26 protein-coding genes are annotated in these 23,798 nt (G+C 70.3%); 18 read left to right on the forward strand and 8 right to left on the reverse strand.

The genetic code is table 11. The features are described 5' to 3' along the window. The first annotated feature begins 74 nt into the window (after positions 1-74). The 3 genes from IW245_RS28860 to IW245_RS28870 all read left to right on the forward strand — a co-directional run bounded on the left by IW245_RS28860 (position 75) and on the right by IW245_RS28870 (position 4,796). On the forward strand, positions 75-467 hold the full coding sequence (locus IW245_RS28860; protein WP_197006290.1) for a DUF5318 family protein: 393 nt from the start codon (positions 75-77) through the stop codon (positions 465-467). Further along, the gene (locus IW245_RS28865; RefSeq protein ID WP_197006291.1) at positions 460-3,069 is read left to right on the forward strand and encodes a transglycosylase domain-containing protein; all 2,610 of its coding nucleotides are present in this window, start codon (positions 460-462) and stop codon (positions 3,067-3,069) included. Before IW245_RS28860 ends, IW245_RS28865 begins: the two co-directional genes overlap by 8 nt. Positions 3,070-3,185: 116 nt before the next feature. Further along, a complete protein-coding gene (locus IW245_RS28870) occupies positions 3,186-4,796 on the forward strand; it encodes a glycosyltransferase family 87 protein (RefSeq protein WP_197006292.1) in 1,611 nt (536 codons plus the stop codon). Here the strand turns inward: IW245_RS28870 and IW245_RS28875 are convergent. Both IW245_RS28875 and IW245_RS28880 read right to left on the reverse strand, forming a co-directional pair. Beyond that, positions 4,686-6,578 (reverse strand): hypothetical protein, encoded by a 1,893-nt coding sequence (locus IW245_RS28875; protein WP_233472845.1) that lies wholly within the window; start codon positions 6,576-6,578, stop codon positions 4,686-4,688. The genes IW245_RS28870 and IW245_RS28875 overlap by 111 nt on opposite strands. Beyond that, positions 6,575-7,348: a deoxyribonuclease IV gene (locus IW245_RS28880; RefSeq protein ID WP_197006293.1), complete on the reverse strand. Its 774-nt coding sequence runs from the start codon at positions 7,346-7,348 to the stop codon at positions 6,575-6,577. Before IW245_RS28880 ends, IW245_RS28875 begins: the two co-directional genes overlap by 4 nt. A gap of 86 nt (positions 7,349-7,434) precedes the next feature. On the opposite strand from IW245_RS28880, the gene IW245_RS28885 reads away from it, so the two are divergent. From IW245_RS28885 to rplI, 5 genes are all read left to right on the forward strand, one after another. Beyond that, a complete protein-coding gene (locus IW245_RS28885; RefSeq protein WP_197006294.1) occupies positions 7,435-8,184 on the forward strand; it encodes a hypothetical protein in 750 nt (249 codons plus the stop codon). Between the two features lie 224 nt (positions 8,185-8,408). After that, positions 8,409-8,699: a 30S ribosomal protein S6 gene (gene rpsF, locus IW245_RS28890; RefSeq protein WP_197006295.1), complete on the forward strand. Its 291-nt coding sequence runs from the start codon at positions 8,409-8,411 to the stop codon at positions 8,697-8,699. 89 nt (positions 8,700-8,788) lie between these two features. After that, the gene (locus tag IW245_RS28895; RefSeq protein WP_197006296.1) at positions 8,789-9,322 is read left to right on the forward strand and encodes a single-stranded DNA-binding protein; all 534 of its coding nucleotides are present in this window, start codon (positions 8,789-8,791) and stop codon (positions 9,320-9,322) included. A gap of 77 nt (positions 9,323-9,399) precedes the next feature. Then, on the forward strand, positions 9,400-9,639 hold the full coding sequence (gene rpsR, locus IW245_RS28900; protein ID WP_197006297.1) for a 30S ribosomal protein S18: 240 nt from the start codon (positions 9,400-9,402) through the stop codon (positions 9,637-9,639). 11 nt (positions 9,640-9,650) lie between these two features. Then, positions 9,651-10,100 (forward strand): 50S ribosomal protein L9, encoded by a 450-nt coding sequence (rplI, locus tag IW245_RS28905; protein ID WP_197006298.1) that lies wholly within the window; start codon positions 9,651-9,653, stop codon positions 10,098-10,100. Between the two features lie 230 nt (positions 10,101-10,330). On the opposite strand, the gene IW245_RS28910 is transcribed toward rplI, so the two are convergent. Beyond that, the gene (locus tag IW245_RS28910) at positions 10,331-10,669 is read right to left on the reverse strand and encodes a hypothetical protein (RefSeq protein ID WP_197006299.1); all 339 of its coding nucleotides are present in this window, start codon (positions 10,667-10,669) and stop codon (positions 10,331-10,333) included. A gap of 405 nt (positions 10,670-11,074) precedes the next feature. Between IW245_RS28910 and dnaB the strand changes: the two genes are divergently transcribed. Continuing rightward, complete coding sequence (gene dnaB / locus IW245_RS28915) at positions 11,075-12,427, forward strand: replicative DNA helicase (RefSeq protein ID WP_197008733.1); 1,353 nt, start codon at positions 11,075-11,077, stop codon at positions 12,425-12,427. A 174-nt stretch (positions 12,428-12,601) separates the two neighbouring features. Here the strand turns inward: dnaB and IW245_RS28920 are convergent, their stop codons facing one another. Then, positions 12,602-13,027 (reverse strand): TFIIB-type zinc ribbon-containing protein, encoded by a 426-nt coding sequence (locus tag IW245_RS28920; RefSeq protein WP_197008734.1) that lies wholly within the window; start codon positions 13,025-13,027, stop codon positions 12,602-12,604. 97 nt (positions 13,028-13,124) lie between these two features. On the opposite strand from IW245_RS28920, the gene IW245_RS28925 reads away from it, so the two are divergent. Further along, on the forward strand, positions 13,125-13,664 hold the full coding sequence (locus IW245_RS28925; RefSeq protein WP_197006300.1) for a hypothetical protein: 540 nt from the start codon (positions 13,125-13,127) through the stop codon (positions 13,662-13,664). A 15-nt stretch (positions 13,665-13,679) separates the two neighbouring features. After that, positions 13,680-14,204: a hypothetical protein gene (locus IW245_RS28930; protein ID WP_197006301.1), complete on the forward strand. Its 525-nt coding sequence runs from the start codon at positions 13,680-13,682 to the stop codon at positions 14,202-14,204. Here the strand turns inward: IW245_RS28930 and IW245_RS28935 are convergent, their stop codons facing one another. Further along, positions 14,205-15,506: a glycosyltransferase family 87 protein gene (locus IW245_RS28935; RefSeq protein ID WP_197006302.1), complete on the reverse strand. Its 1,302-nt coding sequence runs from the start codon at positions 15,504-15,506 to the stop codon at positions 14,205-14,207. A gap of 60 nt (positions 15,507-15,566) precedes the next feature. On the opposite strand from IW245_RS28935, the gene moaC reads away from it, so the two are divergent. From moaC to IW245_RS28965, 6 genes are read left to right on the forward strand one after another with little or no spacing between them, the layout of a single operon-like run. Then, positions 15,567-16,052, forward strand: a complete 486-nt coding sequence (gene moaC, locus IW245_RS28940; protein ID WP_197006303.1) for a cyclic pyranopterin monophosphate synthase MoaC — start codon at positions 15,567-15,569, stop codon at positions 16,050-16,052. Further along, positions 16,037-16,510 (forward strand): MogA/MoaB family molybdenum cofactor biosynthesis protein, encoded by a 474-nt coding sequence (locus IW245_RS28945; RefSeq protein WP_197006304.1) that lies wholly within the window; start codon positions 16,037-16,039, stop codon positions 16,508-16,510. Before moaC ends, IW245_RS28945 begins: the two co-directional genes overlap by 16 nt. Then, positions 16,510-17,691, forward strand: a complete 1,182-nt coding sequence (locus tag IW245_RS28950) for a molybdopterin molybdotransferase MoeA (RefSeq protein ID WP_197006305.1) — start codon at positions 16,510-16,512, stop codon at positions 17,689-17,691. The genes IW245_RS28945 and IW245_RS28950 overlap by 1 nt, the downstream gene beginning before the upstream one ends. Then, the gene (locus tag IW245_RS28955; RefSeq protein WP_197006306.1) at positions 17,688-18,101 is read left to right on the forward strand and encodes a molybdenum cofactor biosynthesis protein MoaE; all 414 of its coding nucleotides are present in this window, start codon (positions 17,688-17,690) and stop codon (positions 18,099-18,101) included. Before IW245_RS28950 ends, IW245_RS28955 begins: the two co-directional genes overlap by 4 nt. Before the next feature lie 49 nt (positions 18,102-18,150). Then, on the forward strand, positions 18,151-18,918 hold the full coding sequence (locus IW245_RS28960; protein WP_197006307.1) for a methyltransferase domain-containing protein: 768 nt from the start codon (positions 18,151-18,153) through the stop codon (positions 18,916-18,918). 53 nt (positions 18,919-18,971) lie between these two features. Further along, positions 18,972-20,159, forward strand: a complete 1,188-nt coding sequence (locus IW245_RS28965; protein WP_197006308.1) for an ATP-binding protein — start codon at positions 18,972-18,974, stop codon at positions 20,157-20,159. Between the two features lie 3 nt (positions 20,160-20,162). On the opposite strand, the gene IW245_RS28970 is transcribed toward IW245_RS28965, so the two are convergent. Both IW245_RS28970 and IW245_RS28975 read right to left on the reverse strand, forming a co-directional pair. Further along, positions 20,163-20,810 (reverse strand): class I SAM-dependent DNA methyltransferase, encoded by a 648-nt coding sequence (locus IW245_RS28970; RefSeq protein ID WP_197006309.1) that lies wholly within the window; start codon positions 20,808-20,810, stop codon positions 20,163-20,165. 147 nt (positions 20,811-20,957) lie between these two features. After that, positions 20,958-21,521, reverse strand: a complete 564-nt coding sequence (locus tag IW245_RS28975; RefSeq protein ID WP_197006310.1) for a TetR/AcrR family transcriptional regulator — start codon at positions 21,519-21,521, stop codon at positions 20,958-20,960. A 105-nt stretch (positions 21,522-21,626) separates the two neighbouring features. On the opposite strand from IW245_RS28975, the gene IW245_RS28980 reads away from it, so the two are divergent. Then, positions 21,627-22,760, forward strand: coding sequence for an FAD-dependent oxidoreductase (locus IW245_RS28980; RefSeq protein ID WP_197006311.1), 1,134 nt, complete (start codon positions 21,627-21,629; stop codon positions 22,758-22,760). Positions 22,761-22,846: 86 nt separating this feature from the next. On the opposite strand, the gene IW245_RS41825 is transcribed toward IW245_RS28980, so the two are convergent. After that, the gene (locus IW245_RS41825; protein WP_197006312.1) at positions 22,847-23,788 is read right to left on the reverse strand and encodes an LppU/SCO3897 family protein; all 942 of its coding nucleotides are present in this window, start codon (positions 23,786-23,788) and stop codon (positions 22,847-22,849) included. Positions 23,789-23,798: the final 10 nt, after the last annotated feature.

Below are 23,798 nucleotides of genomic sequence, written 5' to 3' on the forward strand. Positions count from 1 at the left end.
ACGGTATCCCCTCGCCACGGGTGTCGACAAGCGGGCCCTCGCTCCTCCCAGAAACGGCCGTTACCCTCGAAGCCATGCGTACCCAGCGGCAGGTGGTGGATTACTCGCTTCAACGGCGAGCGCTGCTGCGTGACGTCTACGCCGCCCGCGTGGGCACGTACGAGGTGTGCGACGCGTCGCCCTACCTGAGAACGGCCGCCCGCTTCCACGGCGAACAGACGGAGGTGTTGTGCCCGGTATGCCGGCGCGAACACCTGACAAACGTTCACTACATCTATGGTGACGAGTTGAAGCAGTCCGCCGGCCAGGCCCGGCGACTGAAGGAACTGGACATGCTCGCGACGATGTACAAGGAGTTCACGGTGTACGTGGTCGAGGTGTGCCAGTCCTGCGGATGGAATCACCTGGTGGAGCAGTACCTGCTCGGTAGGTCCGAGCTCGAGACTGAATTGGTGCCCAATGTCTGACTATCCCCCGGAGCGTCCCACCGGTCGCGCCTCTGTGCCCGGGCTCACCCCGGCCAGCCCGCACGACCAGCCGGCCCACGGCGGGTACGACGGGCCCGCCGGCGGCTACCGGGAGCCCGAAAGTGGCTACCGCGAGCACGGCAGCGGCTACGACGAGCCCTACCAGGCGCCGGTGTCCGGCCGCGCGACGGTCGGGCGGGCGTCCGTGGGCGCGCCCCCGCCACCGCCGGCACCCGGGGTCGCGGGGCGGGCCTCCGTGGCCGGTGCCGCGCCGGTCGGGCTCGACGAGGTCGCGGCGGTCCGGGGCAAGGGACCGGTCGACCCGAAGAAGCGCAAGAAGCGCAAGCGGCGTAACCGGATCGTGGCGCTGATCGCCGTGGTCCTGATGCTGACGGGTCTCGCCTTCATCGGCGGGACCTACTACTTCACCAGCGTGCCGCTGCCCAACGAGCTGCCGCTGAACCAGATCTCGAAGGTGTACGCGAGCGACGGCACCACGCTGATCGACACGATCGGCGAGGAGAACCGCTCGATCGTCGCGTTCGACAAGATCTCCAAGCCCATGAAGCAGGCCATGGTGGCCGCCGAGGACCGCTCGTTCTACCAGAACTCCGGCGTCGACTTCAAGGGCATGGTCCGGGCACTGTGGAACAACCTCATGGGCGGGTCCCAGCAGGGCGCGTCGACGATCACCCAGCAGTACGCGCGACTGGCGGCCGACCTGAACCAGGACAGCTCGTACATGCGCAAGGCCAAAGAGGCCGTGATCGCGATGAAGCTCGACAAGGAGTACACGAAAGACGAGATCCTGAACTTCTACCTCAACACCGTGGACTTCGGCCGCACCGCCAGCGGCGTGCAGGCCGCGGCCCAGGCCTACTTCGGGGTGGACGCCGACAAGCTCACCTATGAGCAGGCGGCGGTGATCGCCCTCATGGTGAAGAGCCCTGGCGGCTTCTTCGAGCCGACGGAGAAGCTGAAGCCGACGGACAAGTGGAACCAGAACACCGTCGACCGGTGGGGCTACGTGATGGACTCGCTGGTCGCGACCGGCGCGATCACGAAGGAACAGCGCGACGCCGCGAAGTTCCCCGACGTGAAGCCACTGCCGCAGAAGGGCGAGACCGAGCTCGGCAAGCGGCCGGTCGCCCAGGTCGTCAAGTACGTGATCGAGGAGATGGCCGCCCGGAAGATCCCGTACTCGGAACTCGAGCGCGGCGGGTACTCGATCGTGACGTCGATCGACCCGCGGCTGCAGGCCGAGGCCGTCAACGCCGCGAGCAAGACCGACAAGGGCTGGCCGATGGCCGGCCAGGACCCGAAGGTCCAACCGGCCCTGGTCGCCACCGACCCCAAGACCGGCCGGGTGCTCGCCTACTACGGCGGCCCGGACGGTGTCGGCTCCGACTTCGCCGGCTACAAGAAGGACTCCAAGACCGGCAAGATCACCGGCTACGGCTTCCACCCGCCGGGCTCGACCGCCAAGGTCTACGTGCTCGCCGCGGCCCTGGAGAAGGGCTACTCCGTCAGCTCCGTGTGGGACGGCAGCTCCCCCAAGGAGTTCCCGACCAGCGGCCGCGTCAAGGGCAGCGCCGCCGGCCCGGTCACCAACTCCGACGGCCACGGCAGCTGCAACGACCACTGCACGCTGCGCCAGGCCACCGTGGAGTCCCTCAACACGCCGTTCTTCGCCCTGACCGAGGCGCTCCAGCCGGAGACGGTCGTCGGCATGATGCGCAAGACCGGCGTGCAGTACATGCGGCCTGACGGCACGTTCGAGGCCACCGACATCACGGCCGGCCAGCTGAACTCGTTCGGGGACAAGTTCAACGCGCAGGTCGGCATCGGGCAGTACCCGATCACGGTCCTGCAGCAGTCCGCCGGCTTCGCGACCTTCGCCAACGACGGCGTGGCCATGAAGCAGCACTTCATCGTCAAGGCCACCCAGCGGGTGAACTCCGGCGGCAGCGTCACCGAGAAGCTCGTCTTCGACGACAAGGGCAACCAGGGCACCCGGGTCATGGAGGCCAGCCTCGTGCACGCCCTCGACGACGTGCTCAAGGACATCCACGCCTACGACCCCAAGTGGAAGGCCGGCCTCGACGGCGGTAAGCGGATGGCCGCAGCCAAGACCGGCACCTGGCAGTTCAGTGACTCCAACAACGTGGGTAACGCGCACGCCTCGATCGCCGGGTACACGCCACAACTGGCGACAGCGGTGTGGGTCGGGTCCAACGACAAGGAGTTCGCGCTCAAGGTCAAGAACTCCAACGGCTCCGTCGTCGGCGACATGTACGGCGGTAACCTGCCCGGCTCCATCTGGGCCACGTTCATGGAGAACGCCCACAAGGTGATGGACTGGAAGCCGGTCGCCTTCCCGAAGGCCACCCCGGTCGGCAACCCGGAGCTGCTGGGCAACGGCAAGACCGCGCCGCCCACCCCGCCGGCCACCGGCGCGAGCGGCTCCCCGTGCCCGTGGGGTCCGATCTTCTGCGGTGGTGGCGGCGGCGGCACCCCGGGCGGCGGGGCCCCGTCCCCGCACGCGAACGACGCCGCGGTTCCCCCGACGAACACCATTCCGGCCGGTAGACGGGGCAGATAGCTCCAGCGGTGCCCAGGTGGCGGCGTCCTCCCCGTGAGGACGCCGCCACCTTCGCGTGGAGCACGCCAATGCTTCCGTGCTGACCGCTGGCCCGTCCGGTACGGCAAGATATGCACATGCGAGATGACGATCACACCACCGTCAGCCCGGCCAGGACCGACTGGTTCGTCCGCGGGCTGAGCCAGGTCATCGGCGGACCGCGCGGCGGGCACGCCACGGCCAGGCCCGGCAGGTTCTGGACCCCGGTCCGGGTGGTGCTGGCGCTGGCCTGCCTGGTCATCGCACTGAACTGGCTGCAGAAGTCCCCGTGCATGGATGGCGCGTGGGCCGACAACGTGCAGTACAAGAAGGGCTGTTACACCGACGTCCTCGCGCTGTACTACGCCGAGCACCTCAGCGACGGGATGATCCCGTACGTGGACTTCCCGGTCGAGTACCCGGTGCTCACCGGCGCCTTCATGGGCGTGCTCGGCCTGCCCGTGCACGCGCTCGGCGTGAAGAACCCGGCACTCAACCAGGCGATGCTGTTCTACAACGTCAACGCGGTGGTGCTCGGCATCCTCGGCGTCGCCACGGTCGGCATCCTGCTGGCGTTGCGCCGCCGCCGGCCGTGGGACGCCGCCCTGCTGGCCTGCGCCCCGGCGATGCTGGTGACGGCGACCGTCAACTGGGACCTACTGGTGCTGTGCCTGGCCGCGGCGTCGATGCTGTTCTGGGCCCGGCGGAAACCGGTGTGGGCCGGGGTGTTCCTCGGTCTGGCGGTCGCGGCCAAGTTCTATCCACTGTTGATGGTGGGGCCGCTGCTGCTCCTCGTGCTCCGGACGCTGCGGACGCCACCGAAGGCCGACTCCGACGGGCCCGGTGGCGGCAGCCGGCTCGCCGCCTTCTGGGCGCACAACCCGCCCCTCCGGCACGCCCTGACCACGATCTCGGTCGCCCTGCTCACCTGGGCGGCCATCAACGGCCCGGTCTGGCTGTTCTGGCGCGAGTCATGGAACAGGTTCTGGGACCTCAACAGCACCCGGGGCGTCGACTGGGGCACCCTCTGGTACATCGGGGCGCACTTCCCGCTCGGCGGCGACCGGTACGGCATCCCGTTCTTCCAGAACATCGCAGGCAACGTCGACACCCTCAACACCGCCTACCTGCTGCTGTTCGTGATCTGCTGCGGCGGGGTCGCGGTGCTGACGTTCATGGCCCCGCGCCGGCCCCGGCTCGCGGCGCTCGCGTTCCTGGTGCTCGCGGCGTTCCTGCTCACCGGCAAGGTGTGGTCGCAGCAGTACGTGCTGTGGCTGATCCCGCTGGCCGTGCTCGCCCGGCCCCGGTGGGGCGCGTTCCTCGCCTGGCAGGCCGCGGAGATCGGCTACTTTATCGCCTTCTACGGCGAGCTGCTCGGCGCGAGCGGCGGCAAGCAGGCGTTCCCCGAGTGGGTTTTCGTCACGGCCTCCGGGCTGCGGCTGGGCACCCTGGCCGTGCTGTGCGGCTTCGTGGTCCGCGACATCCTCAAGCCCCGCGAGGACATCGTCCGCGACACGTACGCCGACGATCCCGACGGCGGCGTCCTCGACGGAGCGGAGGACGCCACCTGGGTGACCCGGCTGGCCGGGCCCGGCGGGCTACAGCGTGAAGACGATCGTGTTGCCGTCTTCGCGCCGGTCGATCCCGAGCTCGTCGCTCGGAGTGCTGGCGGCGCGCTCCCAGGGGGTGCCGGGAATCCGGTCGCGTAGCACCACGACGGTCTTCACCCCGAGATCACGCAGGTACTGCACGCTCTCCGGGCTCGGGAAGCTCGTCGACATGTTCCGGATCTCGTCCTGCCGGGCGGGGTAGAACGCACTGCCCCCGTTGACCATGGTCGGGAAGCCGTCGGTGGACCACAGCATCGCGGCCTCGTCGGTGAACTGGTCACTCGGCAGGATCATCAGCGGCGCCTTCAGCGTGCTGAACGCCACCGGCGGGGTCGGCACCACCGGGTGAGGGGTGTTGTTCCAGCCCTCGACGCCCACGAGCAGCACGGGCAGGACCATGGCCAGTCGGAGTGGGATGCCGATCTGGCTCAGTGGCCGGTGCCGGGCCACCTCGTACGCCTGCTGGGCGAACGCGCTGACCACGCCGGCCGCGAGCACCGCGAGGAGCAGCGTGACCCACAGGATCAACCTGCCCGGGGTGCGCAGCGCCTCCATGCCCGGCAGATGCCGGTAGACGAGCAGGTAGCCGTACTCGCCGCCGTTCGCCGACTGGGTGCCCAGCGTCAGCCAGACCATCACGAGCGTGGTGCCGCCGAGCCACAGCCGGGTGGACAGCTTCCAGGTCGAGAAGAACAGCCCGGCGATGGCCAGCCCGATCAGGAAGAAGCCGGGCAGTAGCGGCTGCTCCGCCAGGTACGGCAGCGTCGTGCGGGCCTGGGCGTGCGCGGCGCCCCACAGCCAGTTCTCCGAGGGGGCGGTGAGCAGGCCGTGCGGCGGGGGAGAGAACAGGGCCAGGTCGGCCTCTGTGCGCTCGGCGTTCGGGTGCGTCTCGCGGACCTTCAGGTACACCGAGGCGATCGCGAGCGTGACGGTGGCGAACACCGCGCCGCCGGCCAGGTCGGCGATGACGATCCGCCACGGCACGACGGGACGCCGCTTCACGAACCAGCTGATCAGCACGACCAGGCCGATGGTCAGCAGCACCCAGCCGAACGGGATGCCGATCGCGAAGCCGAGGGTCATCTGCCAGGCCGCGACCAGCCAGCCGCCGATCACCCAGCCGGTCCGGGTCCGGTCCGACCGGTAGCCGGTCCGCAGCGAGAAGCCGTGCCCCCTGGCCAGCATGGCCAGCGCCAGGGCGATGCCGCCGACCGAGATGACGTTCATGTGGCCGCCGTGCGCCAGCTTCCACGGCGCGTACGCGAACGCCATGCCGGCCACCGCGGCCCCGGGCCGCCGCGCGCCCAACTGGCGGAGCAGCACGTAGGCGCCGAAGAACGCCAGGGCGTGCAACAGCACGAACACGATGTTGTACCGGACGACCGCCGCCGTGAAGCCCTCGCCAATCATGCCGAACGGCGCGTACCCGGGAATGGCGTCCGTGAAGGCCAGGCTTCCCGACTCGGGGAAGAACGGGTTGGCGTTCCACAGATTCATCGGGTCGGTGACCAGGGCGTGTCCGGCCCACGCGATCTGCCAGGCCTGGAGCAGCGGATCGTAGATGTCCTCGGGGATGGTCCTCGTGATGTCCTTGACCGTCGGCCAGGTCATCAGCACGGCGAGCAGCACGCTGCCGACCGCCGCGAGGGTCCACTCGTGGCCGAGGAACCGGCGGAGCCGGCCGCGCCGGGCCTGGGGGGCGTCCGGCGCGAAGGCGTCCCACTTGTCCGAGGCCTCGTCGGATGTGTCCGACGCGTCGACGGCGTCTGAGTTGTCAGGAATCGGATCCTTGGCGGCCTCCGGCCTGGTTTCGTCCCCGCCCGGCGACTCCTCCGTCCGGTCCTCAGAAGTCGACGTGGGCTGCTTGGGGCTGGACGTCACGGCAGGCGCTCCCGCAGGTAGGCGATATCCGCGGCCTGGTCCTCCGCGCTGCCCGGGGTCTCGCAGACCGCTGGCGCGCCGGAGGAACTGACCACCTCGCTGATGAGTTCGGGGTCGATCTCGCCCCGGAGGAAGTTCTCGTGCCGGTCCTGGCCGGAGTCGAATCCGCCCTTGGAACCGTTGGCGTGGATCAGGTCGATCCGGCCGGTGATGCCCTTGACCCGGTCGACGATCCCGACCAGGTCCTCGCCGCCGGCGAACGCGTGGCACGTGTCCAGGCACAGCCCGACCTCGTACCCGTCGAGGGCTGCCCACAGCCGGGCGAGCATGTCGAAGCGGCGGGCGCACGCGTTGTCCCCGCCGGCGGTGTTCTCGATCAGCACGGGGACCGGGAAGCCGCCCTCAGCCTCCGCGTACGCGAACGCCTTGCGCCAGTTGTCGAAACCCGACTCGATGTCGTCGCCGGCGTTGACGTGCCCGCCGTGCACGATCAGCCCCTTGGCGCCGACCTCCGCCGCGGCGCGCGCGTGGGCGAGTAACAGTTTTCTGCTCGGGATCCGGATCCGGTTGTTTCCGGTCGCCACGTTGATCACGTACGGCGAATGGATGTAGATGTCGACGTCGCTGTCCCGCAGCGCGCCCGCGTCCTCCCGGGGCTTCGGGGCTTTCCACCCCTGGGGATCGGCCAGGAAGAACTGGATGACGTCAGCACCTCGCGCCTTCGCTTCGGCGAGTGGATCTGTGGCGTCGACATGGGCACCGATTCGCATACGGCGAGTCTAGGACGCTGTTGCGTTACTTGGACTCGCGCGCGTCGTTGACTTCGATAGAAAAACTCTGACCGACAGGGGGTAGTGTGCGTCGCCTGCAAGCTCTCGCCACCGCTGGCCTCCTCGGGGCGGCGTGCGCCGTGCTCGGAGCCGGCACTGCGTTCGCGGACTCGCCCACTGTCACGTTCTCCGGCGGGTGCGGCCTGCTGGGCGTCGGAGCACACTCCCGCCCCAGCGTCCCCGAACTCACGGTCACCGAGATGACCTCGGTCCGTTTCATCAACGCGCTGCGGATCAGAGCCGACCTGGTCCTGCCGGGTGGCGCCCGCTACACCCTCAATCCGGGTACGTACCTGGAGCTCCAGATCGCCAGCGGCCCCGCAGAGGCGCTGATGGAGCCGGCGTGCGGTCTCGGGCTGCTCCCGTCGTACGAGAAGGTCACCATCCAGGTGGAGCCGACCCCGTCGCCCGAGGGCGGCCCGGAGGCCCCCGCCCAGACTTCGGCCCCCGCCGCACCTGCGCCCCCCGCGCCCCACAGCGGCCCGAGCCGACCGAACCCGCGTCCCCCGGCCCCCGAGCCGGTCCCGTCGGCCGCCGTCGAGGCTCCCGGCGCCGCCGTCTCGCCGACGCTGGTCGAGCCGACCCCGAGCACGGCGACCTCCTCGGCCTCCGGGCCGATCGAGCAGCCGGCGATCGAGCCCGTCGCGGCCGGTCAGGTGCCGGGACGGGCGTCGAGCCTGCTGGCCATGGTGGCCACCGTGTGCGTGATCGGAGTCTCAGCCGCGGCTGTCCGCGCGATCGGCGCGCAGCGCACGGTACGGACGACTGTCACGTAACAGGTAGGAAAAGGCCCCGCGGGGCGCTCGAAACCCACCTCGTAGGTGTGGTCGTTCCTCCCCAGGTCCCACCCCGGAAGTGGATTGGGCGCCCCGCGGCTGTATCGTTACCGAGTTCACCTGTCAATACCGGGCACCTGCCCGTGTGCTCGCAACGTGAACCACGCAAAGACCCCTGTCGCAGAGAGTCTGCGACCGCCTAGTCCATAGGGGGTGAGTACGTCTTGCGTCACTACGAGATCATGGTAATTCTTGACTCGGAGCTCGAGGAGCGCACCGTTGCTCCGTCGCTCGACACCTACCTGAACGTGATCCGCACTTCTGGCGGATCCGTTGAGAAGGTCGACGTCTGGGGCCGCCGTCGCCTCGCGTACGAGATGAACAAGAAGACCGAAGGCATCTACGCCGTCATCGACGTGCAGGCCGAGCCCGCCGCTGTCGTTGAGCTGGACCGTCAGCTCAGCCTCAACGAGGCCATCCTCCGTACCAAGGTGATCCGGCCGGAGACCCGCTAGGTAGTTCTGTCGCGCGGTCGGTCGACCGCGTGGCGCCCGGTCCTGTCGTACCCAGGTGCGACTCTGGTCTCCACACACAAGGAGTAGCCGTGGCAGGAGAGACCATCATCACGGTCGTCGGCAACATGGTCGACGACCCGGAGCTTCGATTCACCCCGTCGGGCGCAGCGGTCGCGAAATTCCGCATCGCCTCGACACCCCGGGTGATGGATCGTGAGACGAACCAGTGGAAGGACGGCGAAGCGCTGTTCCTCTCCTGCGTGATCTGGCGTCAGGCGGCCGAAAACGTCGCCGAGACGCTGACCCGTGGCACACGGGTGATCGTGCAGGGTCGTCTCAAGCAGCGCTCGTACGAGACCCGTGAGGGCGAAAAGCGCACGGTGTACGAGCTGGACGTCGAGGAAGTCGGACCCTCGCTGAAGTACGCGACAGCGAAGATTCAGAAGATGTCCCGCGGCTCAGGCGGTGGTGGTGGCGGCTTCGGCGCCTCCGGTGGCAACTCGGGCGGCGGTGGCGGTTTCGCCAACGACGACCCGTGGGCCTCCGCGGCTCCGGCCGGCGGCTCCAGCAGTGGCGGTCAGGGATCGGGCTCATCTTCGTTCAGCGACGAGCCCCCGTTCTAAGCCAGCACCGGCTCCGACGTCCGACGTCGGTCCCAGTGCGGCAGCGACGAGCCGAGTTCTAAAAGGAGTTATGGACCATGGCTAAGCCTCCGTCCACCCGCAAGCCGAAGAAGAAGGTGAACCCTCTCGACAAGGAGGGCATCACCTACATCGATTACAAGGACACGGCGCTCCTGCGCAAGTTCATCTCCGACCGGGGCAAGATCCGTGCCCGCCGGGTCACCGGGGTGAGCAGCCAGCAGCAGCGGCAGGTCGCCCGCGCTATCAAGAACGCGCGGGAGATGGCCCTGCTGCCGTACACCGCGCAGTCCCGCTAAGGAGGGCCGACATGAAGATCATCCTGACTCAGGAAGTTTCGAACCTCGGTGCTCCCGGCGACGTCCTCGAGGTGAAGGACGGCTACGGCCGTAACTACCTTCTCCCCCAGGGCCTCGCCATCGGCTGGACCAAGGGTGCCGAGAAGCAGGTCGTCACGATCAAGCGGGCCCGCGCGGCTCGCGAGGTCCGCGACCTCGGGCACGCCAACGAGATCAAGGCCGCCCTCGAGTCGCGCACGTACGGCCTCGCGGCCCGTGCCGGCAACGGTGGCCGGCTGTTCGGCTCGATCACGGCCGCCGAGATCGTCGACGCGGTCAAGGCCGCCGGCGGTCCGATCCTGGACCGTCGTCGCGTCGAGCTGAAGAACGCCATCAAGGCGCTCGGTGACCACCAGGTGCAGGTCAAGCTGCACCCGGAGGTCACGGCCAAGTTCACCGTCAAGGTGGCTGTCGCCAAGTAGTTCCACGCGAAGCGGCGGCTCATCCCTCAGGGGTGGGCCGCCGCTCCGCGTTGTGCGCCCGGGAGTGGCCACGCTGGGCTGGGCCGCGAGAACAGGGTCGGGGACCGCCGTAACCGGATGGTGTTCGTGGTGTTGAGCTGGCGTTTCGGGACCCAGGTGGTGCCGGTCCCGAGCCGGGGCAGGATGCCGCGCCGGGGCTCAGGTCGTGCCGGGCTCTGATCGTGCCGGGCTCAGGTGGTGCCGACGCCCGTGAACAGGATCGTGGTGAGGCCCGCGCTGATCACCGAGGCCGCGAAGCCCACCGTCATCGCCTGCCAGCCCCGGGTCATCATCCGCAGCGGGACCGCGAGGACCAGCCCCAGGCCGACGGCTGTGAGGACCACGGCCGGCTTGAGGTGAATGCCGGCGCCGGTCGACGTCCGGGAGAAGAACAGGAACCACAGCACGAAGAGGAAGGCCGGCACCAGATACCATCCGGCCGTGGCCATCATGGCTGGTAGCACCCTGCGTTCGGCGGAGGCGGGGTCCCGGTGTCGAGGGCCGTCCCAGGTTCCGATGCCTTTGTCCACGTCCGGCATTATTCCTCATTCCGTGACCTGTATCCATCCGCCGTTCGGGCGGTTCTGCGCCGAGTTCCGACACGCCGTAGATCGCGACACGCCGGACTATCTTTCGTCCACAGGCTGTGGGGATTGTTTTCCCAGTTCAGAGGCCTGTGGACAAGTTATCCACAGAAGTTGTGCACAGGCTGTCCACAGGTTATGCACCGCCAGAGGCCACTTATCCACAGGTTATCCACAGAGTTATCCACAGGCAGATTTGGCTGTGGGGCTGCGGGTTCCTAGTGTCAGACGAATGCTCCCGGCGCGTCGGCGCCCATCGGGGGGCGCAGCGGCGAACACTCGTGCATAGCCGCAGGTGAGGGGGACGGTGTGGCCATATCGGACAACGTGAAGCCCATCGACGCACCACCGATGAACACCTACGACGGCGCCGGCTACGACCGCACCCCGCCGCAGGACGTGGCCGCCGAGCAGTGCGTCCTGGGCGGCATGCTGCTGAGCAAGGACGCCATCGCCGACGTCGTCGAGATCCTCCGCCTGCCCGACTTCTACAAGCCGGTCCACGCGACCATCTTCGACACGATCCTCGACCTGTACGGCCGGGGCGAGCCCGCCGACCCGATCACGGTGGCCGCCGCGCTCACCGACGCCGGCGAGATCGGCAGGGTCGGCGGCGTGCCGTACCTGCACACGCTCGTCAACATGGTCCCGACGGCCGCCAACGCCTCCTACTACGCGCGGATCGTCGCCGAGCGCGCCATCCTCCGCCGCCTGGTCGAGGCCGGCACCCGCGTGGTCCAACTCGGGTACGGCGCCGGGGCCGGTGCCGGCCGGGACGTCGACGACGTGGTGGACCTCGCCCAGCAGGCGATCTACGACGTGACGGAGAAGCGGGTCAGCGAGGACTACTCGGTCCTCAGCGATCTGCTCCAGCCGACGTTGGACGAGATCGAGGCGATCGGGGCCGCCGGTGGGGCGATGACGGGGGTGCCGACGGGTTTCACGGATCTCGACCGGCTCCTCGGCGGGCTGCACCCGGGCCAACTGGTCATTGTGGCCGGTAGGCCCGGTTTGGGTAAATCGACCATTGCAATGGATTTCGCCCGATCTGCGTCATTGAAGCACGGGCTGGCCAGTGCGTTGTTCAGCCTGGAAATGAGCAAGATCGAGATCGTGATGCGTCTGTTGTCGGCCGAGGCGCGGGTGCCGTTGCACGTGCTGCGGTCCGGGCAGCTGTCCGACGACGACTGGACGAAGCTGGCCCGCCGGATGGGCGAGATCAGCGAGGCCCCGCTGTTCGTGGACGACACGCCCAACATGACGCTGATGGAGATCCGGGCCAAGGCCCGCCGGTTGAAGCAGCGCAACGACCTCAAGCTGGTCTGCGTCGACTACCTGCAGCTGATGAGCTCGCCGAAGAAGACCGAGAGCCGCCAGCAGGAGGTCGCGGAGATCTCCCGTGGGCTGAAGCTGCTGGCCAAGGAGATCCAGTGCCCGGTGATCGCGGCCTGTCAGCTGAACCGTGGTCCCGAGCAGCGGACGGACAAGCGACCGCAGCTGTCCGACCTGCGTGAGTCCGGCTCGATCGAGCAGGACGCCGACGTCGTGATCCTGTTGCACCGTGACGACTACTACGACAAGGAGTCGCCGCGCGCGGGCGAGGCGGACTTCATCGTGGCGAAGCACCGTAACGGGCCGACGGACACGATCACCGTGGCGGCGCAGCTGCACCTGTCGCAGTTCGTGGACATGGCGATCGTCTAGCCGAACCCGCGCCGTCTACGTCGCCGAGCCCGTGCCCGAGGTGCTGCGCCGCTCCCCGGCGTCGATCTCAGGATCCCTTTTCCGGTACCGGGACCTCGCCGTCGCCCCGCACGGCCCCGGCGGCACGCGAGCGAGGGGGCTCCTGGGAGCCCCCTCGACGACTCTCGGTAACCGTTAGTCGAACAGGTCGTGCAGGAAACCCTTGCGGCGGTAGTGCCCGTGCCGGTAGCCGTGGTGGCCGTGCCGGTACCCGTGGCTCACGTGGCCGTGGCCGTGGCTGACGTGCCCGTGGCCGTAGGCGGGCTGTCCGTAGACCGGGGGCGGGGGCGGGGGCGGGGGCGGCGGGTAGCCGTAGCCGGGCTGCGGCTGGTGCGGCTGGGCCGGGTACGCGGCCGGTGGCGGCGGGGGCGGCGGCGGGGCGTGCGAGCCCTGGGGCTGGGAGCTGCGGCTGCTGGACGCGCCCTCGCCCTGGATGATTTTCTCCAGCTCACCACGGTCGAGGAACACGCCGCGGCACTCGGTGCACTGGTCGATGACGATGCCACTGCGCTCGTACTGACGCATCTCGGCGTGGCACTTCGGACAGGTGATCTGCATCAGGCAACGGTACCTGTTGGGGGTGGCACGAACCCGGGAGCTAAAACTTGTTCCGCTTTCGTATCGTGGTGACACACAGCCACCCCGCAAGGAGCGAAAAATGAGCGAGTTCGACTTCGACCACGACGGCTCGGCCGACAACGGCATCACCGCCGACTACAGCGACGGTCACACCGAGACGGTCGTGGACACCGACCACGACGGATTCGCCAACTACGCGGGCACCGACCTGGACGGCGACGGCAACGACGAGGTCGGCTACACCCACCAGTACGGCGCCGGCCACGACCTCGACACCGCGACGATCGACCGCGACGACGACGGCGACGCCGACCAGCAGCTGGGTGACCGCAACCACGACGGCCGCTTCGACACCAACTCGCTGGACCGCAACGACGACCAGCGCGTCGACGCCGTCTACGCCGACGACAACTACGACGGCGTCGTGGACCACAGCACCCTGGACACCAACTACGACGGCAACGCCGACTTCGACGCGAAGGACTACGACCAGGACGGTCAGGCCAACGTAACGACGACGGACACGAACTTCGATGGCACCTACGACACGGTGCACTACGGTGACGTGGAGACCAACCCGCTCGCCGGTCACTCGCCGAACCCCTTCGCCAACAACTAGTTAGGACTACTCACCATGAGCGACGGCTACGACACCACTGTTGACGCTGACGGCGACGGCACCTGGGATGCACACACCATCGAGTCGGACGGCTCTGGTGGGTACAACATCCTGGTCGACCAGAACCACGATGGGCACACCGACTTCGTGGGTCACGACCACGACGGCGACGGGCTGATCGAGTCGGCGGAGTACGACAACAACTTCGACGGTTCGTTCGAGACGCACACCGGGGACACCAACCACAACGGTTGGCAGGACCACGAGGTGGCCGACCGCAACCACGACGGGAACACCGACCTCGCGGGCGTCGACACCAATGAGGACGGCACGTTCGACCACGTGGTGGCCGATAACAACTACAACGGCCGGGTCGACACCGTCTACGACGACAACAACCTGGACGAGAAGTACGACTCGGTGAAGACGGACTCCGACGAGGACGGTCAGTGGAACACCACCACCGACTCGAACTACGACGGCAACTTCGACACCGTGCACTACGGGGACGCGAACCAGAACCCGTACAACGCCGTCTAACTAGACGGGGTCGGGCTCCCTCACAGGACCGAGGGAGCCCAGGAACGGGATCCACAGCGCGTACGCGGCCGGGTAGAGCAAGTAGCCGAACCGGGTCGCGGGCATCAGCATCATGGCGGTCAGCAGTCCGGTGGCGCACACCGCGGCTGCGGCCGCCGCCGTGCGTGGTGGCCGGCGGAGCAGCCACCAGCCGAGCGCGAGGGCCGCGAGCCCGAGCAGGCCGAGGGCGATGTACCGGCCACCGGGCACGTTCTCAGTGATCAGGTGTCCCGGCAGCGGGCTCGCCGCCGGGCTCTTGACCAGGCCGTGGCCCAGGGGGAACTTCAGCACGTTCTCGACGAAGGCCGCCGGGTTGACGAGCAGCGCCGGGAGCGCGGTCACGACCGGGATGGCGAGCATCGGGACGGCGAGCCGCACGAGGCCACGGCCGGCGTCCGAGCCGCCCATGTCGGTGTCCGCGCCGCCCGTCGGAGTGCTCCGGCCGGTGCCCGGCGCATCGGACCGCAGGGTGAGCAGCCGGGCGATCAGGACGACGGCCGCGACCGGCCAGGCGAAGAGTTTGAGGGACGCCGCGATGCCGAGGGTGACGCCGGTGGCGGTGTCCCGGCCCCGGGCGAGGTAGGCGAGCCCGAGCAGCGTCAACGCGAGCACCGGCAGGTCGTCGCCGCCGGTCGCGAGAGTCAACGCGGCGACGGGCAGCACGGTGAGCGCCTGCAGCGCACGCACCCGCCCGATCACCGCTCCCGTGCGCGGCACCGCAGCGGGCGGGTCGGTCCGGAGCGCCAGATACAGGCACAGCCCTGTGACCAGAGCGAAGAACACCCGCGCATCGGTGTACCAGTGCGTGCCCAGCACCGCTCGCGGCAGCCCGAACACCGCCATCGCCGGCTGGTACGGCGTGTAGCCCAGCAGGGGCTCGGGGAGGGCCGCGATGTCCGCCCGGCTCAGGAACGGGCTGCCGGTCTCCAGCATCCGGATGCCGGAGGTCTCGACGACCAGCACCTCCTCCTGGGCCCGGTCGACGTGCCCGCCGGCCCGCTGGGCGGCCTCGTACAGCAGCGGGAGCAGGCACACCGCGCCCCAGGTGCCGAGGACGACGGCTCCCCGCCCGCCCCGGCTCCGGGTGATCAACTGGACGAGGGCCGCGAGCGCGGCGACGGCGTACCCGATGGCGGCGATCGCCCCCCACGGTCTGTGCGCCGGCAGGTTCGAGCTGGCGGTGAGCCAGGCGAAACCCGCCGACAGCACGTAGAGCCCGAGGTCGACGGCGACGCCGCCACCTGCCCGGTTCGCCCGTCTCATCCAGTGCGCAGCCACGGGCCCAACCTATCCGCTCGATCACGAACGGGCAGAATGGGCGGCATGAGCGCGAGCAGCGAACGAGGGTTGACGCACGTCGACGCCGCCGGGGCCGCCCGGATGGTGGACGTCTCGGCGAAGGACGTGACCGCGCGCAGCGCCACCGCCGTCGGCGCCGTGGTGACGACGACCGAGGTGATCGGCCTGCTCCAGTCGGGCGGGCTGCCGAAGGGCGACGCGCTGGCCGTGGCCCGGTTGGCGGGCATCATGGGCGCGAAGAAGACGCCGGACATCATTCCGCTCTGCCATCCGATCGCGCTGCACGGCGTCACGGTCGACCTGACGCCGGGCGTGGACCGGGTGGAGATCTCGGTGACCACCAGGACCGCCGACCGGACCGGGGTCGAGATGGAGGCCCTGACGGCCGTGGCCGCCGCCGGGCTCGCCCTGATCGACATGATCAAGGCCGTGGACCCGGCGGCCTCTCTTGACGGGGTACGGGTGACCCGCAAGCTGGGCGGCAAGACCGGCGAGTGGGTGCGCTCGTGAGAGCCGTCGTGATCGTCGCGTCCAACCGGGCCGCCGCCGGGGTCTACGAGGACACCTCCGGCCCCATCCTGGTCACCGGCCTGCGCGCGCTCGGCTTCGAGGTCGACGTCCCGGTCGTGGTCCCCGACGGCGCCGCGGTCGGCGAGGCGATCCGCGCCGCGGTGTTCGACCACGCGGACGTGATCCTGACCAGCGGCGGCACGGGTATCACCCCCACCGACCGCACCCCGGACGAGACCCGCCCCCTGCTGGACTACCAGGTGCCGGGGATCGCCGAGGCCATCCGGGCGTACGCGAAGGTGCCCACGGCCGCGCTGTCGAGGGGCCTGGCCGGGGTGGCCGGTCGTACGCTGGTGGTGAACCTGCCCGGCTCGACCGGGGGCGCCCGCGACGGCCTGGCGGTGCTGGGTCCGCTGCTGGCGCACGCGGTGTCGCAGTTGAGCGGAGGCGACCACTGATGTTGACCTGGGCCGAGGCGCGTGCCGCCTGCCACGCCGCCGGGGCGGCCGTCCCGCCGGTGACCGAGACCGTGCCGCTGGGGCTGGCCGACGGTCGTACCCTGGCCGAGCCCCTCGTGACGTTGACGGACCTGCCGGCGTTCCCGACGTCCAGTGTGGACGGATGGGCCGGGCGGGGCGCGCAGCCGTGGCGGGTCGTGGGCCGGGTGCTGGCCGGGGACGACCCGGGGCCGCTGGACGAGGACGGCACGTGCGTCGAGATCGCGACCGGGGCCTCGGTGCCGGGCGGGGTGACGGCGATCGTCCGGATCGAGGAGTCGAGCACCGGTCCGGACGGGGTCCGGGGCGAGGCGCGGGCCATGCGCGACTGGCGGGACGTCGGCGAGGAGGCGGCGCGGGGCGAGGAGTTGCTGTCGGCCGGTACCCCGGTGACGCCCGGCGTGATCGGGCTCGCGGCGTCCTGCGGGTACCACGCGCTCGCCGTCCGCCGTCCGTTGCGCGCCGAGCTGCTGGTCTTCGGCGACGAGCTGCTCACCGAGGGGCTGCCGGGCGCCGGCCGGGTCCGCGACGCGCTGGGGCCGCAGCTGCCGGCGTGGCTCGCGCGGTACGGCTGCGAGGTCGCCCCGGTCGAGCCCCCGGTCAAGGACACCCTGGAGGCGCACATCGCCGCGATCGAGGCGGCCCTGACCAGGGCTGACCTGGTGTGCACGACGGGCGGCACGATGCACGGGCCGGTGGACCACCTGCACCCGGCGCTGGCGGCGCTCGGCGCGGAGTACGTGGTGAACACCGCCAAGGTGCGGCCGGGGTTCCCGATGCTGCTGGCCAGGCTGCCCGGGGGGAAGTTCCTCGGCGGCCTGCCCGGCAATCCGCAGTCGGCGGTCGTCGCGCTGGTCTCGCTCGTCGCCCCGCTGCTCGCCGGGCTGACCGGCCGGCGCGCGGACCTGCCCAGGGTCACCCTCGGATCGGACATTCCGGGGCGGGGCGACTACACGCACCTGGCCCTGGTCCGGCTCGACGCCGACGGGCTGGCGCACGCGCTGCCGCACGCCGGCTCGTCGATGCTGCGCGGGCTGGCCCGGGCCGTCGGTTTCGCCGTGATCCCGCCGGGCGCGCACGGCACGGCGGGTACGGTCGTGGAGCTGGCACCCCTGCCGCTGTACCCGGGAGAGCTCGCATGATCCACACCGAGGTCACCTCTGAGCCGCTGGACGTCGCCGCGCACGAGAAGTTCGTGGCCGACTCCCGGGGCGGGGCCGTCGTGACCTTCCGCGGCGTGGTGCGCGACCACGACCACGGCCGCCAGGTGACGTCCCTGGAGTACGAGGGCCACCCGACCGCCGCCGCGATCCTCGCCGAGGTCGCCGCCGAACTGGCCGCCGACCCGGCCGTGTACGCGGTCGCGGTCAGCCACCGGATCGGTCCGCTGGAGATCGGCGACGTGGCCCTGGTGGCCGCCGTGTGCACCGCGCACCGGGGCGCGGCGTTCGAGGCGTGCGCGCGGCTGGTGGACGAGGTCAAGGCGCGGTTGCCGATCTGGAAGCGGCAGACGTTCACCGACGGTACCGAAGAATGGGTTAATTGCCCTTAAAGGCAAAATAGATGGCGGTCATCCACTGAAGCGTGCGAATGTCCGGCCCATGGAAAAAACCCAGCAGGAGAGCTTCCGCAACCGGCGCGCCAACTTCGCCCGCCGCACCGCCGACACGCACGCCGCGTTCCTCCTCCCGCACCTGCGGCCCGGGATGGCGCTGCTCGACCTGGGCTGCGGCCCCGGCTCGATCACCGTCGGCCTCGCCGCGGCCGTCGCCCCCGGCCCGACAACCGGGATCGATCTGGACCCCGGCCTGCCCGACGGCGAACACGACATCACCCTGGTCACCGGCGACGTGCACGACCTGCCGTTCCCGGACGCCAGCTTCGACGCGATCTTCGCCAGCGCGCTGCTGCAACACGTCCCGGACCCCCTCGCCGTGCTCCGCGAGGCCCGCAGGGTGGCCCGGCCCGGCGCGGTGATCGGGGTGATCGACGCGGACTGGGACGGCGAGCTGCTGTACCCGAAAGGTCCCGTGATCGAGCGCTCCTACGACGTCATGCGCAAGTTGCGCGCCAACAGCGACCCGTATGTGGGCAAGCGACTGCGGTCGTTGCTGGCCGAAGCCGGCTTCGAACGCTGCGAGGGGTACGCGCGGGTCACGCACCACGGCACGGCCGAGGAGGTCGCGGGCATCGGCACGTTCACGGCCTCGACGCTGGGCTATCCGACGGCGGTGGAGAAGGCCGTGGCCGGGGGCTGGGCCACGGCGGCGGAGATGGCGGAGTTCCAGGACGCGTGGCGGGCGTGGGGCGAGGATCCGGGGGCGTTCGTCGCCCGGTTCTGGTGCGAGGCCGTCGGCTGGGCCGTGTGACATCTTCTAGCGGGTTCTACCCCTGTCGCTAGACAGCTGGATACTCTCCGAGGATGGAGCCGATCCGGAATCCGTACGCGCCCGGCGCCGGCCAGCGCCCCCCGGAGCTGGCCGGCCGGGACCGCGAACTCGACGCCTTCGAGATCGTCCTCGAACGGGTCGCCAGGGGCCGGCCGGAACGCAGCCTGATCCTCACCGGCCTGCGCGGCGTCGGCAAGACCGTGCTGCTGAACACCCTGCGCAGCCAGGCGATCGCCGCCCACTGGGGCACGGGCAAGTTGGAGGCCCGCCCCGACCAGTCCCTCCGCCGGCCACTGACCGCCGCCCTGCACATGGCCGTCCGCGAACTCGCGCCCCGGCACCCGTCACCGGCCCGGATCGACGAGTTCCTCGGGGTGCTGAAATCCTTCGCGCTGAAGGTCAACGCCGCCGACACCAAGCTCAAGGACCGCTGGTCCCCGGGCATCGACGTGCCGCACACCCCGGGCCGGGCCGACTCCGGGGACATCGAGATCGACCTGGTCGAACTGTTCACCGCCGCGGCCGGGGTCGCCACGGAGGTGGGCACCGGAATCGCCGTCTTCATCGACGAACTCCAGGACCTGCCGGCCGTGGACGTGTCGGCGCTGTGCGCGGCGTGCCACGAGCTGTCCCAGACCGGCGCGCCCCTGATCGTCGTCGGCGCCGGCCTGCCGCACCTGCCGGCGGTGCTGTCGGCGAGCAAGTCCTACTCGGAGCGGCTGTTCCGGTACCTGCGGATCGACCGGCTCGGGCGCGAGTCCGCCGACCTGGCGCTGACGCTGCCGGCGCGCCGGGAGAACGTGGAGTTCGACGAGAAAGCCCTGATCGAGTTGTACGAACGCTCGGGTGGCTACCCCTACTTCATCCAGGCGTACGGCAAGTCGGTGTGGGACCACGCCCCGCGCAGCCCGATCACGGCCGACGACGTGCGGATGGCCGGCCCGGAGGCGGAGGCGGAACTGGCCGTGGGGTTCTTCGGGTCGAGGTATGACCGGGCGACGCCGGCCGAGCGGGAGTACATGCGCACGATGGCGGAGCTGGGGGACGTCGAGGCGGTGCCGACGGCGGAGATCGCGCGGAGCCTCGGGCGGAAGCCGGCGAGCCTGTCCCCGGCGCGGGACGCCCTGATCAAGAAGGGGTTGATCTATTCGGGCGAACGCGGCACGGTGGCGTTCACGGTTCCCCACTTCGGCCGCTACCTCCGCCAGACCCCGGCCTGACCATCAGGTGGTGGGGTTTCGGCGGGCGAAGATGGTTGCTCCGGCGGATCTGCCTTCGACGCGGTGGAGTTCGGTCACGACCGTGAAGCCGGCCGCTTCGAGCCAGGACGCCACGACGGCAGCGCGGCGGCGGTGGACGTGCACCTTCATCGGGTGGCCGCCGTAGCCCTCCGTCTTCAGCCGGGTCTCGTCGCCGGTGAAGAAGCCCAGCATGAGGACGCCGTCGGGGCGCAGGGCCCGGTGGAAGTGTGCGAAGACCGTCGGGACCTCGGCGTCGGGGACGTGGATGAGCGAGAACCAGGCGAGGATGCCGGCGACGGAGGAGTCGGGGAGGTCGAGGTCCGTCATGGAGCCCACCTCGAACCGGATGCCCGGATGTTCGCGCCGGGCCACCTCGATCATGCCGGGTGACAGGTCGATCCCTGAGGCGTCGAGGCCCAGGTCGCGCAGGTGGCGGGTGAACCGGCCGGGACCGCAGCCGATGTCGGCCACCGGGCCGCCGCCTGCGGCGAGCACCATGTCGGCGAACCGGGCCAGTTCCGCCTGGTCGTCGGGGGCGGTCGCGAGGGCGTCGCGCAGCAGGTCGGCGTAGCTGGTGGCCACGGTGTCGTAGGAGGTGCGGGTGTCGGCCAGCCAGTCGTCGGTGCGCATGCCGGCCACGTTAGCCGGCGCGGAGGTGCCGCGCCGGCCCGCGCGGCGGTGCCGCCTTGGCCCGCGCGGACAGGCCACGTTGGATCGCGCGGACGGGCCGCGTTCTACCGGGCGGACGGGCCGTGTTCGGCCGTGGGCTCGGGCTCGCTACTCCGTGATGTAGCGCTGGAAGGTCGGGCCGAGCCAGGTGACGGCAGCCTCGCGTGTGAGGGCGACGACCGGCGGGAGTTTCAGCACGTACCGGCACAGGGCCAGGCCCAGGGCCTGGGTGGCGACGAGGCCGGCCCGGGTCGGGGCGTCGTCGGGGCACACGGCCGCGACGGCCGAGCCGACCTGGCTGGCGAAGATCTCACGGAGCCGGTCGAGGACCTCGGGGTTGGTGACCCCGGCGCGGAGCATCGCGACCAGGGCGTCGTCGTGCTCCCAGCGGTCGAAGAGGTGGCCGGCGAGGGTCGCGCCGATCTCGGGCCGGTCGAGGGCGCGCAGGTCGGGGAGGCGGAGGTCGAGTTGGGCCGCCGCGGCGAACAGGCCCTCCTTGTTGCCGTAGTAGCGCATCACCATGGCCGGGTCGATGTCGGCGTCGGCGGCGATGGACCGGATGGTGGCCTTCTCGTAGCCGTCGGCCGCGAAGCGTTCCCGGGCCGCGGTGAGGATCGCGGCCCGGGTGCGGTCGGAGCGGCGGGCGGGCTGGTCCGGGCCGGTGTCAGTCATGGCGTCCACCATAGGTCAACATCCGTAGGCCAACAAGCGTTGACAACCTCGACGGGTACGCCTACCTTTCAAGTCAACAGCCGTTGACTTTCCAGGGAGCCCCCGATGCTCAGCACAGACGTACTCGTGGTCGGCGCAGGACCGACCGGCCTCACCCTCGCCGGCATGCTCGCCCAGCGCGGCGTCGACGTCACCGTCATCGACCGGCTGGCCGAGGGCGCCAACACCTCCCGGGCTGGTGTCGTGCACTCCCGCACCCTGGAGGTCCTCGACGAGCTCGGGGTCGCCGAGGAGATCGTCGCCGCCGGGCTGCACTCCGACCGGTTCGTGCTGCGGGACCGCGACACCGTGCTGGTGGAGGTGCGGTTCGGTGGGCTGCCGACGAAGTACCCGCAGATGGTGTTCATTCCGCAGTTCCAGACCGAGGAGATCCTGTTGGCGCGGTTCACGGCGCTCGGCGGGACCGTGCTGCGGCCCAGGGCGCTGGTCACCCTCGACGCGGAGACCGGCGCGGCCACCCTCGACGACGGGACGGAGATCCGGGCGCGTTACATCGTCGGGGCCGACGGGATGCACAGCACGGTCCGCGAGCAGGCGGGGATCGGGTTCACCGGCGGCACGTACGCCGACTCGTTCTCGCTCGCCGACGTGCGGCTGCGGGGCGAGATGCCGGCTGCCGAGGCCGGGCTCTACTTCTCCCGGGACGGCATTCTCGTGACCGCGCCGCTGCCCAACGGCACGGTGCGGGTGGTGGCCACGGTGGACGACGCGCCGGAGCACCCGGACGTGGCCTACATCCAGGGGCTCCTCGACGCGCGGGGGCGGCGCGACCACCGGATGGTCGTGGAGGAGATCGCCTGGGGCTCGCGGTTCCGGGTGCACCACCGGGTCGCCGACAGCTACCGGTCGGGCCGGGTGCTGCTCGCCGGGGACGCCGCGCACGTGCACAGCCCGGCCGGCGGGCAGGGCATGAACACCGGCATCCAGGACGCGGTGCGGCTGGCCGGGGCGCTGGTGGCCGTGCTGGGCGGGGCCCCGGAGTCGGTGCTCGACGGGTACACGGCGAGTCGCCGACCGGTCGCCGAGCAGGTCGTGGCCTTCACCGACCGGATGACCCGGGTGGCCACGGTGCCGCGCGCGCTCCGGCCGCTGCGGAACCTGCTGATCAGGGGGCTGGCCACGATCCCGGCCTTCCGGCGGATGCTGGCGTGGCGGCTGTCGGGCCTGGTCTACCGCTAGGCCGCTCTAAAGGCATCTAGCAAAAACCCTAGATATCGCCACGCACAAAGAAGCGGGTCCGCTGGAGCGGACCCGCTTCTCCGTGGCTACGACGTGCGGGACTTCAGGCAGAGGGTGAAGCTCAGCGACTCGTACACCGTGTTCTTGCTGGTGTAGCTCGTCGTGTAGCCGGCCACCCCGTCACACGCCTTGGCGTCGGCCTTGCCGGGGACGTTCTTCAGCACCTCGTACGTGCCCGCGCCGCAGGTCACGATCGAGATGTCCGGGGAGTCGTCGGTGCCGGCGTTCTTGATGCACTTGCCCGGCGTGATCGCCCGCAGCGCCGTCGTCTTGTCCGGGGTCTTCGACACGGTCGGGGACGGCGAGGGCGACGGGGAGTAGGAACTCGCCGACGGGGTGGGCGTCGGGGTCGGGTCCTTCTTCTTGTCGTTGTTCTTCAGCACGAGGTACCCACCGAGGCCGCAGGCCAGGAGCAGCACGAACACCAGCACGATGATGCCGACGACCAGGCCGGTCCTGCTCTTCTTCGGCGGGGCGGCCTGGGTCCACGGCTGCGGGTCGCTCCAGCCCGGCTGCTGCATGGGCGGACCGGACATCGGCGGACCCGACATCGGTGGACCGGACATGGGCGGACCGGACATCGGCTGGCCGGCGTACGGCTGGGTCGGCTCGTACTGCGGCTGGCCGTAGGGCTGGCCGTAGCTCGGCTGCTGGGGCTGCTGGCCGTAGTTCGGCGGCGGCTGCGGGGCGGCGTAGGGGTCGTTCTGCTGCGGTGGCTGGCGGTACGGGTCCTGCGACGGCTGGCCGTACGGGTCGTTCTGCGGCGGCTGCGGCGGGCCGTACGGGTCGCTCGGCGGGGGCGGGCCGTAGCCGCCCTGCGCGCCGGGGCCGTACGTCGGCGGCTGCTGGGGGGCACCCGGGCCGTACGGCGACGTGGGAGGCGCGGCGTACGGGTCGTTCGGCGGGGGCGGCGGACCGTACGGCTGCTGATGCCCGGGATCCCCGGGCGGCGGCCCGTAGTTCGACATGGTTCTCCTT

This window comes from Longispora fulva (assembly GCF_015751905.1).
Classification (GTDB): Bacteria; Actinomycetota; Actinomycetes; order Mycobacteriales; family Micromonosporaceae; genus Longispora; species Longispora fulva.